The sequence below is a fragment of the Halorubrum ejinorense genome (assembly GCF_055389685.1).
Genome location: NZ_AP043777.1, coordinates 3,086,224 through 3,097,783 on the forward strand (window position 1 = coordinate 3,086,224; position 11,560 = coordinate 3,097,783).

Below are 11,560 nucleotides of genomic sequence, written 5' to 3' on the forward strand. Positions count from 1 at the left end.
GAGCGGCAGGGACTTTGGAGGCGTTTGCCGTCGATCCGCCGCCGACATCGACTACGTACACCCGAGTGGACGAACCGACAGAGAACACGTCTGCCTCGTCTCGCTCGATCCGACGATTTAAAACGCTCACCTCGGCAATCACCCGCTAATGAGTCTCGTCGTTACCGACACCCTGGCGGACGAGCGCGTCGAGTTCACGGCCGACGGCGACGTCACGCTGTACGTCTGTGGACTGACGGTGTCGGACGACCCCCACCTCGGCCACGCCCGCCTGTGGTTCCACGCCGACGTGCTCCACCGGTGGCTCGAACACCTGGGTCACGACGTGCGTCACGTCGAGAACGTCACCGACGTCAACGAGAAGATCACGGCCCGGGTCGGCGAGCGCGACGAGTGGGCGGCCGAGCGCGACGTGGCCGAGACGTTCACGGCGACCGTCTTCGACGCGATGCGCGGCCTGAACCTCAAGCGGGCCGAGGTGTACCCCCGCGTCACCGAACACGTCCCCGAGATCGTCGACCTCGTCGAGACCCTGATCGAGCGGGGGTACGCCTACGAGTCGAACGGCTCCGTCTACTTCGACGTGACGCAGTTCGACGAGTACGGGAAGCTCTCGAACCAGGACCTCGACGCGCTCGAAGCGCAGGGCGAGCCGGACGAGCGGTCGGAGAAGCGCAACCCGTCGGACTTCGCCCTCTGGAAGGCCGACGGCGTGAGCGAGACCGCCGCGCGGGAACACGCGAAACACGAGCACGGCGACGAGACGCCCGCGGGCGAGACGTGGGCGTCGCCGTGGGGCGAGGGTCGCCCCGGATGGCACGTCGAGTGCTCGGCGATGTCGACGACCCATCTCGGTGACACGCTCGACGTCCACATGGGCGGCCGCGACCTCGTCTTCCCCCACCACGAAAACGAGATCGCACAGTCGGAGGCGGCCACCGGCGAGCCGTTCGCGCGCCACTGGCTCCACGTCGGCCTGCTGGCGATGGACGGCGAGAAGATGTCCTCCTCGATCGGGAACTTCTGGACCGTCCCCGACGCCTTGGACGAACTCGGCGTCAACGTCGTCCGGACCTTCTACGCCGGGGCGGCCTACCGCTCCGAGCAGGCGCTCACCGAGGAGACGATCGCCGAGGCCGAGGAGCGCTGGGAGCGCCTCTCGCGCACCTACGACCGCGCCGTCGAGGCGCTCGACTCCGTGGACGCCGCCGCGAAGACGGCCGACGAGACCCTCCGCGGGGGCGTCGAGACCGCCCGCGACGACTTCGCGGCCGCGATGAACGACGATCTCAATCTCCGGGAGGCGACCGCGGCGCTCTTAGACCTCACCGACGCGGTGAACCGCCACGTCGACGCGGTCGACGACGCGAGCGCGGACGGGACGGACGCGGCGGCCGCCTACGACTACCGCGGACTCCGCGAGGCGGTCGAAGCCTTCGAGGCGCTCGGCGGCGACGTGCTCGGCCTCCAGTTCGAGTCGACGAGCGACGGCGACGTGGACCTGGCCGGCGAGTTGGTCGAACTCGTCCTCGACGTGCGGGAGGCCGAGCGCGAGGCCGGGAACTACGAGCGCGCCGACGAACTGCGCGACGCGCTTCAGGAGGTCGGCGTCGAGATCGAGGACGGGCCGGACGGGGCGACGTACCGGTTCGAGTGACCGGGCGGGGAGACTGACGGACGAACCGACTGTTCGCCGGCAACCCCGACCGGTCGAGATGTGCCGGCCGACGGGTGCGTGAGACTCTTCGGACGCCGTTCGGACCGGTAGCTGTTTGACATTGCGAACAGATCGCACACGCGATGGTCGACGACCCCGCTCGTCGCGGTCAGCGCGTCTACGACCGATGGGCGACGTACGGACCCGCGTACCGACTGGTGGACCGACTGTCGCGGTCGATGCGCGAGGCGGCGGTCAGGGCGCTCGCGCCGGACGCGGCCGACACGGTCGTCGATCTCGGCTGCGGGCCCGGGGGCAGTTTCCCGCTGTTGGCCGAGGCCGTCGGCCCCGAGGGGGAGGTGATCGGCGTGGACTACAGCGCGGAGATGGTTCGCGCGGCCGCCGAGCGGGCGGCGGCGTACCCGTCGGTGTCCGTCCTCCGTGCGGACGCGTCCGAGTTGGGCCTGCGAGCCGACAGCGTCGACGGCGTCTTCGCGTCGCTGGCGCTGAGCGCGATGCCGGACGTGGAGGCCGTCTTCGACGAGATCGAGCGGGTGGTCCGTCCCGGCGGCCGCGTCGCGGTCATCGACGGGCGGGTCCCCGACGGGGCGTTCGGGAACGCGGTCATGAAGGCGTACCGACGAGTCGTGAACTTCCAGCACGCGGACGTCCTCGCGGACCTCCAGCGCCGGTTCGAGTCGGTGACCGTCGTCGAGAGGTTCGACGCCGGCCTGGGGTTCGTCGCGCGCGTCGACGTCGACTGACCGCGGCGGGCGCAGGCGGGCGGAACGGGAACCGTCAGGGCGCCCGGCTCACTCCAGGACGTGTTCGGTGTCGTACGAGCCGAGCACTTTGACCCACCCCTTGTCTGCGATCGCCTCGATGTCGCCGACCGCCTGCGCCATGTGGTCCTCGTAGAGGCCTGCGTCGACGTCGAAGTGGAACAGGTAGTCGCCGAGGCGCTCGCCGCTCGGGCGCGACTCGATCCGCGAGAGGTTGAGGTTGCGGTCGGCGAACGCCTCGAGCAGTTCGAGCAGGAGGCCGGGGTAGTTCGCGTTCGGGTAGACGATGAGCGTCGTCTTGCCGCCGGCGTCGGTGCGGGCCGACGCGGGCGCGACGACGAGGAACCGGGTCGCGTTCGAGGTGCGGTCCTGGATGTCCTCGGCGAGGATGCGCAGGTCGTCGCCGGCGTTGTCCGGGTGACCGATCCCGGCGATGCGGGCGTCCTCGCGGGCGCGTTCGACCCCGCGGGCGGTGGACGCGACCGCTTCGAGGCCCGCGTCGGGGTAGTTCGCTTCGAGCCAGTTGCGGCACTGCGCGAGCGCCTGCGAGTGGCTGGCGACGACCTCGAACTCGTCGTCCTGCGCGAGGAGGGCGTGACGGATCGGGGTGACGACCTCGCGTGTCACCGACACGTCGTACTCCGCGAGCGCGTCGAGGCTCTCGGTGACGGACCCCTCGATGCTGTTCTCGATGGGGACCACGCCGCGCTCGAACTCGCCGGCGGCGACGGCGTCGACGATGGCGGTGACCGATTCGCGGAACGACACCTCGGCGGCGACGGCGCTCGCGGCGCGGTGTGAGTACGTGCCGGCGGGACCAAGCGTGACGGCGTTCATTACGCCAACGTATCGGGGGAGGTGAGAAAAGCCTGCGGGGCGCGGCGATGCTTCGGGTGGAGTCGGGCCCTCGAGCGACCGCGAGGCGACCGACGGAACCGCTACTCGTCGTCCGGCTCGGTCGGCACGCCGCCGAGGTTCCCCTCGTCGTCGAACAGCTTCGCGCGGAGGAAGCGCGTGCGGTAGCGGTTCGCTCCCTCCTTCGTGTCCGCCTCGCGGATCTCGTCGGTCCGGCCGTCAGCGACGGCCTCGATGATGTCCTCGACCTGTTCCTTCTCGCTCGGGGTCAGGTCGAACTCGTAGGTCCGCGGCTGCTCGCTCTCGAGTCGGGTCCACTTCCGCGCGGCCGACACGACCACGGAACAGGGTTCCCGACAGGGGAACGCGCCGTCGCCGCCGTCGACATCGAGGTCGGTGTCGTCGTCGTACTGCCACTCCCGGCGCTTGAGACACTGCGAGTCGTCACAGCAGGCCTCGGCGACCCAGTTGACGTGTTCGTACCCCTCGCCGCGGTCCCACGTCTTCACGACGCCGTAGATCCCCGACTGGCGTTCCATCGTCTCGCGCCAGTGGGTCACGTCGAGTTCCCCTTCGCGCTCGCGGTGCCAGTTGGCGACCGTCGCGGGGTAGATCGTCTCCACCGTCTCGTAGAAGTCGCGCGGCCCCAGATCGGGGAAGACCCACCCGCTCGCGAGCGACGGCGCCGTCTTGAGGGGTCGGTACCGCCCCTTCTCGTCGAAGGTGACCAAGTCACGGGCGTCGAGCGGGTCGTCGTGGGCCGTCAGGTCGTCGACCGGAACGCCGGCGTCGTCGGCGTGGCGCACGTCGTAGCGGCGTTCCCCGCGGTCGGTGACGGTGGCCGTGATCTTCAGTTCCCCCCAGGCGCGCTCGATCCCGGCCGCGAGCGCCGCGTAGCGGGCCGCCACGGTCTCGCCGTCGGCGTCCTCGATCCACCGAAGGAAGGCGCGGCGCGGGCCGAACTCGCCGACGACTCGCTCGAAGGCGTACCAGTCCGTGACCGCCGGCGCGCGCTCGGCGAGCGCCTCGTGGAGTTCGCGCTCGGCCATCGGATCGGACCGGTCGCCGTCGGCGAGGACGTACCCGCCGTCGTCGGCGCGGGTGACGGTGAACCCCTCGAACCGGACCGGCTCGCCCGGGTCGCGGTCGTCGAGCGCGTCGAGGACCGCGTCGAACGCGTCGCCGGGGAGGTCGATCGGCGGGACGGTCGGCGCTTCGGTGTCGTCGGTCGCGTCGTCTCCGTCGTCTCCGTCGTCGGTCGCGGCGTCGGGCGTCGGGTCGCTCACGGTCAGTCACCCGTGGCGACGCGGGTCGTCTCGCGCACGTCGTCGAGCGCGGCCCCGAGGTCGGCGCCGGCGTCGGCGGCGCGCTCCAAGACCACGTCGGCCATGAGCGGCTCCGTCCCAACGGCGCCGGCGTACCAGATCCGGGTGCCGTCGACGGTCTCCGGCACGTCGTATCCCTCGGTGTGGTCCTCACAGAGCCCGACGTCTTCGGGGATGTCCTCCTGCGTGTGGTAGCCGTCGGCGATGAACAGCGGGACCAAGACCACGTCCTCGCTCTCGAAGTGTTCGGGGAGGTCGTCGACCTCCGGGTCCTCGTCCATGTACAGCGCTTTCACCTCGTCGAAGCGGTCGCGCTCGGCGATCCGGTCAGCGTGGTACTCGATCGCCTTCGCCGAGTTCTCGTTGCGCTCGGTGCCGTGGCCGACGACCGCCAGCCCGAACCCCTCGCCGACGTCCGAGTCGTTCGTCACCGACTCCGCCCGCCGGACGATCACGTCGGTCATCGCGCGGTGGGTTCCCACGGGGCCGCAGTAGTGGACCTCGCGGTCGATGTCCTCGGCGACGAGCGTCGCCTGGTCGGCAGAGAGGCCGTCAGAGCCCCAGTGAGAGACGTCCCAGCCGTCGAGCCGCAGCTCTCGTGGGATCACCTGTTCGGTGAAGTACCCCTCCGAGATGAAAAGCGGGACGACGTAGATCTCGTCGCCTTCGACGGTGCGGAGCACCTCCCGGAAGTGCGGTTCCTCCTTCCAGAAGCCGGTGCGGACCTCGTCGAAGGCACCGGTAGCGCGGATCGTGTCGGCGTGGTCGTACGTCGGCGAGCTCGACTCCGGATTGAGGTGAGAGCCGTGCGCGACGATGACGAGCGACTGCATACCCGATCTGTGGGCGCACCGCTCTTAGGGACTTCGGAGGCTGCGGCGCGGCGGGAACGTGACGGGCGGGTGCGTCGGAACCGGAGCGGGCCGGGCCGACGGCCGGAACCGAGTCAGGCCGAGTCGACCGCCGGCGCCGAATCGAGTGCGGCCTCGACGACCCGAACCGCGTCGGGACCGTCGCGGCGCCGGACGACGCAGACGAGCGAACCTCCGGCGACGCCCGCGGCGACGACCTGGACCTCTCGAACCGCGAGCCGACGGAGCGCGGCCGCGAGCGTCGCGGCGTCGACGTTCCCGGTCGCGACGACCGCCGTGTGGTCGCCCTCCGGAACGACGGCGGCCTCCCCCACCCGGAGGAGCGGCGTCGCCTCGTCCGCCTCGTCGGCGACTCCCACCCCGCTCCGCATCGAGACGGTCGCCTCGCTCGACGCCGTCGCGTACGCGGGCAGTTCTTCGCGGAAGCGTCGGAGGGCGGCCGCGATGGCGTCGGCGTCGCCGTCGAGGTCGGCGGCCTCCGCGAGCCACGCGGCCGCGGCGCTGTGGTTCAGGAGTCCGGCACGGAGCGCGTCGAAGACGAAGGGGCGCGCGCGGACCGCCGCGCGGGTCTCGGCTGCCAGCGACATGCGCCGAGGTGCGCGGCCGGTCCGCAAGGACGTTTCGGTCCCGGAGGGCAACCGATTCACGGCCGGTCCGCGGACGGGTCGGGACTGTGCCGCGGCCGCACTGCGACCGAGTCGGGGCAAGCGACTCGTGTCGTCGGAGCGTACACCGCGACGTGAACCACGTCCCCGACGAGGCGCTGGCCGCGATCGACGCGTTCGGCGAGGGGCACCTGCGCGGGGAGCCGACGCCGGTTCGCGAACGGCTCCGCTCGGACCTTCGGATTCGGATACTCCCCGAAGGCGACCGGACCGCCCGGTGTCGCTTCGAGACCGAACACACGCGGGCGCCGCCGACCCTCCGCGATCGGGGGTCGTTCCTCGCGACCTACGTCGACGGGGTCGACGACCGCTTGCGGGCGTGGGGGATCGACCCGCCCGACGCCTACGAGTACCGCCGGACCGTCGAGGGCACCCACCGGTACGAGGGAGTCCTGTCGCTGCCGTGACCCGGGGCGAGTCCGGTCACGTCCGACATTTATGCCGTCGTCGAACCGAGGAACCGACGTGATCCGAACCGCCGCCTACGCCGCGCACGTGCTGTCGGGAGCGTTCTGGACCGGTGCCGTGCTGTTCGTCGTCTACGCGGTCCTCCCCCGGGCGACGGACGGGGACCTGTCTCGAGAGTCGTTCGCCGACGCCGCACACCGACTGCTCATGGTCACCCGCTGGACGGGCGTCGCGCTGCCGGTCACCGGCGCGTACCTCGTCTGGGTGCTGTACGGCTCCCTCGAGTCGTTGACCGCCGCGCCCCGCGGGTGGGCCGTCCTCGCGATGCTGTCGCTGTGGGGCGTGATGAACGGCCTCGTCGAGATGGGCGTGTTGCGGATGCGCCGCGAACTCGATCCGGAGGTCGGCTGGGGTCAGTACATGGCCGAGGGGCTTCCGACCGAGGCGTTCGCCGACGGCGGGGGAGCCCCGACGACCCAGCGGCTGGCGGCCGTGAGCCGGCCGTACCTACTCGCGAGCGCCGCACTCGCCGTGTTGCTCCTCGTCGACGCCGCGCTCTTGGCCGGCGGGATCCCTGTCTGACATCGGAGCGAACGTCCCGAGCGGGCGAGAAGGTCGGCGCCGTGGACAGTATATAAAACGCGGTGAATTCCGGTCGCGCTCCGAACCGAGATCAATGGTAACTCTCCGCATGAACTGGCCGAGAAGGTCGCGGTGTCAGGCGTTTTTTCGAGGTTGACCGCGGCGGTACCCGTCGGACGGCGATCGCCCACCAACGAATCATTTATATAGAATCACAATCAATCAAACGCTGTATGAGTCAGCGAATGCAGCAGGGTCAGCCGATGATCATCATGGGCGATGACGCCCAGCGCGTCCAGGACAAGGACGCACAGGAGTACAACATCTCCGCGGCACGCGGTGTCGCCGAGTCGGTCCGGTCGACGCTCGGACCGAAGGGGATGGACAAGATGCTCGTCAACTCGATGGGCGACGTCACCATCACCAACGACGGCGTCACCATCCTCCAGGAGATGGACATCGACAACCCGACGGCCGAGATGGTCGTCGAGGTCGCCGAGACCCAGGAGGACGAGGCCGGCGACGGCACGACCAGCGCGGTCGCCATCGCGGGCGAGCTGCTGAAAAACGCCGAGGACCTCCTCGAACAGGACATCCACCCGACGGCGGTGATCAAGGGGTTCAACCTCGCGAGCGAGTACGCCCGCGAGCAGGTCGACGACATCGCGACGGCCGTCGACCCCGACGACGCCGAGACGCTGCGGAACGTCGCCGAGACGTCGATGACCGGAAAGGGCGCGGAGCTCGACAAGGACGTGCTCGCCGACCTTGTCGTCCGCGCGGTACAGGGCGTCACCGTCGAGGCCGACGACGGCTCGCACGTGGTCGACCTGGCGAACCTCAACATCGAGACGCGCACCGGTCGCGCGGCGGGCGAGTCGCGCCTGCTCTCCGGTGCCGTCATCGACAAGGACCCCGTCCACGACGACATGCCGACCGACTTCGAGGACGCGAACGTCCTCCTCCTCAACGACCCGATCGAGGTCGAGGAGGCGGACGTCGACACCTCGGTCAACGTCGACTCGCCGGACCAGCTCCAGAAGTTCCTCGATCAGGAAGAAGAGCAGCTCCGCGCGAAGGTGGACAAGATCGTCGACTCCGGCGCCGACGTCGTCTTCTGTCAGAAGGGGATCGACGACCTCGCGCAGCACTACCTCGCGAAGGAGGGCATCCTGGCGGTCCGCCGCACGAAGAAGTCCGACCTGACCTTCCTGAAGAACGTGCTCGGCGCGCCGATCGTCACCGACCTCGACTCGCTCACCGCCGAGGACCTCGCGGTCGGCACGATCGAACGCGACGCCGACGAGGAGCTGTTCTACGTCGAGGGCGAGGACGCCCACGGCGTCACGCTCCTCCTGTACGGCACCACCGAACACGTCGTCGACGAGCTCGAACGCGGCATTCAGGACGCGCTCGACGTGGTCTCGACGACCGTCTCCGACGGGCGGACCCTGCCCGGCGGCGGCGCGGTCGAGGTCGAGCTCGCGCGGCGGCTGCGCGACTACGCCGACTCCGTCGACGGGCGCGAGCAGCTCGCGGTCGAGGCGTTCGCTGACTCCCTCGAACTGATCCCGCGCGTCCTCGCCGAGAACGCGGGCCTCGACGCGATCGACCTGCTGGTCGACCTGCGCGCGGCCCACGAGGCGGGCGACGAGCACGCCGGGCTCGACGTGTTCGCCGGAGAGGTCGTCAACACGGCCGATGCTGGCGTCGTCGAGACGGCCCACGCCAAGGAACAGGCGATCGCCTCCGCGGCCGAGGCGGCGAACCTCGTGTTGAAAATCGACGACATCATCTCGGCGGGCGACCTCTCGACCGCCGGCGACGGCGACGAGGGCGGCGCCCCCGGCGGCGGCATGGGCGGCATGGGTGGCATGGGCGGCGCGATGTAAGCGAGGTTCTGAGAGAACCTCGAACGGCGAGCGGGGGTCGGTCACCCCACGATCACGAACGACCATCCGAACGCTCCGTTTTCCCCCGTTTCGATCCACGGATAGCGGCGCGGCCGGTCCGCATCTCGGGCCGCGCCCGTGCGCGTCGTGCGCATCCGCGGCCGCACCTCTTTACCGATCCAGACCCTACGGATCGGTGATGACGAACCTGACGCTCTACGAGCTGGAGGGCTGTCCGTACTGCGCGAAGGTGACGACGAAGCTCGAGGACCTCGAGTTGGAGTACGAGTCGATCATGGTGCCGCGCTCGCACAGCGAACGCACCGAGGTCGAAGAGGTGTCCGGGCAGACGGGCGTCCCGGTCCTCGTCGACGAGGAACACGGCGTCGAGGGAATGGCCGAGAGCGACGACATCGTCGAGTACCTCGAAGAGACGTACGGCGGCGCGAGCTAAGGCGCCGGTCACGTCGGGCGCCGCGTCCGACGAACGAGAGCGTTCAGCGAGCGCGGCGTTCGGCGAACGAGAGGCTATTTATCCGGCGGGAATGAGGTGTCCGGCGTGCGACTCGTTCACCGTCCCGCCGCGGCGACCGATTCGGAGACCGTCCTCGCGAGCGACGTCGACGTCGCGCGCTCGACGCTCGAACAGGCTCGCGGGCTGATGTTCCGGCGGTCGATCCCGGATGACTACGCCCTCGTGTTTCCGTTCGACGAGGTCGACACGCAGTGGCTCCACATGCTGTTCGTCCCCTTCGCGATCGACGCGGTGTGGCTCGTCGACGGCGAGGTCACGGAGAAAAAGCGGCTCGCGCCGTTCGTCGGTCTGGGTCGCGGTCGCGCCGACACGGTGATCGAACTGCCGGCGGACGCGGCCGGATCGGTGGCCGTCGGCGACGAACTGCGCCTGGTCGACTGAACGCGGACCGATCGAGCGGTCCGGCGAAAGCGACGGCGCAGCGACGAACGGCGGGGCCGGGTCTCAGGCGTCGCCGTCGCGGACGTCGGGAGCGAACAGGTCTCCGTCCGAGGGCGATCCCTCCGCGACGCGGAGGGACAGTTCGATCCGGCTGCCGCCGGCCTTGCTCTCGGCGATGTCGAGGCTCCCGCCGCCGGCGGTGACGATCCAGTTCACGTACCAGAGCCCGAGCCCGCTCGCGTGGTCGAGCGGCGTCTCCTCGCCGGTGAGGACGGCCCGCTCGGCCGGCGGGATGCCCGGCCCGGCGTCGGCGACGACGAGCGAGAGCCACGACTCGCTGGGCAGCTCCGCTGCCGAGATCCGCACCCGCGGGCTGTCGGCGCTGTTGTGACGGATCGCGTTGTCGACGAGTTCGGTGATCGCCTCCGGGAAAAACGAGACGGCGGAGACGACGAGCCCTTCGGGAACGTCGACGTCGACGGCGGCCCGCTCGCGGACCGCCGGGTCGAGCGATTCGAGCGCGGCGTCGACCGCGGGCGCGAGCGCGATCGGCCGCGGCGAAGGGCGCTGTGAGAGCAGCCGTTCCACCTTCCGCGAGGTCTCGCCGAGCCGCAACAGCCGCTCGGCGGTGTCGACGACCCGTTCGAGCTCCGTGACCAGTTCGGGGTCGTCGACGGTCTCGATGGCTCGGCCGGTGAACCCGGTGACCACGTTGAGGTCGTTCCGGAAGTTGTGGCGCAACACGCGCGTCAACACGGCGAGCCGCTCCTCTCTGAGCGACGCCTCGGTGACGTCCTCGCCGACGCCGACGGCGCCGACCACTCTGTCACCGTCGGTCACCGGACCGATCGAGAGCCGGTACGGGACCCGTTCGCCGGAGCGGGTGAGCAGCCGGGCCTCACAGGTGACGGTCTCGGCGTCACGGTACACCTGCGCGAGAGCTTCCCTGACGGCGTCGGTCGTCTCGTCGTCGAACAGCGAGGAGAGCGCCCGACCGGACAGCGTCTCGGGTTCGTACCCGCTGTCGGTCGCTAGTCGGTCGTTCCACCGCGAGAGCGTTCCTTCTTCGGTACACCGGAACAGCGCGAGGGGAACCGTCTCGGCGAGCGCGTCGACGAGTCGGCGCTCCGCGTCGCGCTCGCCCGCGGCGGCGACGCGAGCGGTCGCGTCCGAGAGGCCGACGACGAGCCACTCGCTGCCGGCGATCGTCGCCGTGTGGAGTGCCGCGTCGACCCGTACGCCGGGGTCACCGAGCCGCACGTCCCACTGGAACCGTTTGACTCCGGCGGCGTCGGCGGCGGCGTTCGACGCGTCGGCGGCCACGTCGGCGACGGGGTCACCGGCGACGGTGACGTCGCTCTCGCCGACGTCCGGAAGCCCCATGAGCGTCAGCGTGCCGCGGTCGTAGCCGAGGAGGTCCACCGCGGGCGGGTTCGCGGCGCGGATCGCCAGCGTCTCTCGATCGCAGACGAGCGCGGGGGTTGGCACCGCCTCGACGAACGCCCGGAGGATGCCGGTGGCGGCGGCGACGCCGCTCGACGAGGATCGACCGTCGGCCGGCGGGTCCGCGTCACCGTCTCCCATATGTCGAGGATCGAGACGCTCC

General features: G+C 70.3%; 12 protein-coding genes. 7 read left to right on the forward strand and 5 right to left on the reverse strand.

Annotated features, from left to right (window positions below; translation table 11 throughout):
- Nucleotides 1–148 precede the first annotated feature (148 nt).
- Both cysS and ACZ5KW_RS16890 read left to right on the forward strand, forming a co-directional pair.
- On the forward strand, nucleotides 149–1,657 hold the full coding sequence (gene cysS / locus ACZ5KW_RS16885) for a cysteine--tRNA ligase (protein ID WP_343779002.1): 1,509 nt from the start codon (nucleotides 149–151) through the stop codon (nucleotides 1,655–1,657).
- A gap of 143 nt (nucleotides 1,658–1,800) precedes the next feature.
- Entirely contained in the window at nucleotides 1,801–2,421 is a 621-nt protein-coding gene (locus tag ACZ5KW_RS16890) for a class I SAM-dependent methyltransferase (protein WP_343779003.1), read from the forward strand.
- A gap of 48 nt (nucleotides 2,422–2,469) precedes the next feature.
- Here ACZ5KW_RS16890 and pheA read toward each other — a convergent pair whose 3' ends face one another.
- From pheA to ACZ5KW_RS16910, 4 genes are all read right to left on the reverse strand, one after another.
- Nucleotides 2,470–3,276: a prephenate dehydratase gene (gene pheA, locus ACZ5KW_RS16895; RefSeq protein ID WP_343779005.1), complete on the reverse strand. Its 807-nt coding sequence runs from the start codon at nucleotides 3,274–3,276 to the stop codon at nucleotides 2,470–2,472.
- Nucleotides 3,277–3,377: 101 nt separating this feature from the next.
- On the reverse strand, nucleotides 3,378–4,580 hold the full coding sequence (locus ACZ5KW_RS16900; protein ID WP_343779007.1) for a DR2241 family protein: 1,203 nt from the start codon (nucleotides 4,578–4,580) through the stop codon (nucleotides 3,378–3,380).
- A gap of 2 nt (nucleotides 4,581–4,582) precedes the next feature.
- Entirely contained in the window at nucleotides 4,583–5,452 is an 870-nt protein-coding gene (locus tag ACZ5KW_RS16905; protein ID WP_343779008.1) for a CbiX/SirB N-terminal domain-containing protein, read from the reverse strand.
- 113 nt (nucleotides 5,453–5,565) lie between these two features.
- A complete protein-coding gene (locus tag ACZ5KW_RS16910) occupies nucleotides 5,566–6,078 on the reverse strand; it encodes a DUF7523 family protein (protein WP_343779010.1) in 513 nt (170 codons plus the stop codon).
- A gap of 152 nt (nucleotides 6,079–6,230) precedes the next feature.
- Here ACZ5KW_RS16910 and ACZ5KW_RS16915 point away from each other — a divergent pair, with 152 nt between their 5' ends.
- The 5 genes from ACZ5KW_RS16915 (at nucleotide 6,231) to ACZ5KW_RS16935 (ending at nucleotide 9,954) form a co-directional block, all read left to right on the forward strand.
- Nucleotides 6,231–6,563 (forward strand): hypothetical protein, encoded by a 333-nt coding sequence (locus ACZ5KW_RS16915; RefSeq protein ID WP_343779012.1) that lies wholly within the window; start codon nucleotides 6,231–6,233, stop codon nucleotides 6,561–6,563.
- 31 nt (nucleotides 6,564–6,594) lie between these two features.
- The gene (locus tag ACZ5KW_RS16920) at nucleotides 6,595–7,146 is read left to right on the forward strand and encodes a copper resistance protein CopD (RefSeq protein WP_371152627.1); all 552 of its coding nucleotides are present in this window, start codon (nucleotides 6,595–6,597) and stop codon (nucleotides 7,144–7,146) included.
- A 245-nt stretch (nucleotides 7,147–7,391) separates the two neighbouring features.
- The gene (gene thsB / locus ACZ5KW_RS16925; RefSeq protein ID WP_343779831.1) at nucleotides 7,392–9,038 is read left to right on the forward strand and encodes a thermosome subunit beta; all 1,647 of its coding nucleotides are present in this window, start codon (nucleotides 7,392–7,394) and stop codon (nucleotides 9,036–9,038) included.
- A gap of 199 nt (nucleotides 9,039–9,237) precedes the next feature.
- On the forward strand, nucleotides 9,238–9,492 hold the full coding sequence (locus ACZ5KW_RS16930) for a glutathione S-transferase N-terminal domain-containing protein (protein ID WP_343779015.1): 255 nt from the start codon (nucleotides 9,238–9,240) through the stop codon (nucleotides 9,490–9,492).
- Between the two features lie 96 nt (nucleotides 9,493–9,588).
- Nucleotides 9,589–9,954 (forward strand): DUF192 domain-containing protein, encoded by a 366-nt coding sequence (locus ACZ5KW_RS16935; RefSeq protein ID WP_343779016.1) that lies wholly within the window; start codon nucleotides 9,589–9,591, stop codon nucleotides 9,952–9,954.
- A 63-nt stretch (nucleotides 9,955–10,017) separates the two neighbouring features.
- Here the strand turns inward: ACZ5KW_RS16935 and ACZ5KW_RS16940 are convergent, their stop codons facing one another.
- Nucleotides 10,018–11,538, reverse strand: a complete 1,521-nt coding sequence (locus tag ACZ5KW_RS16940) for a PAS domain-containing sensor histidine kinase (protein ID WP_343779018.1) — start codon at nucleotides 11,536–11,538, stop codon at nucleotides 10,018–10,020.
- Nucleotides 11,539–11,560: the final 22 nt, after the last annotated feature.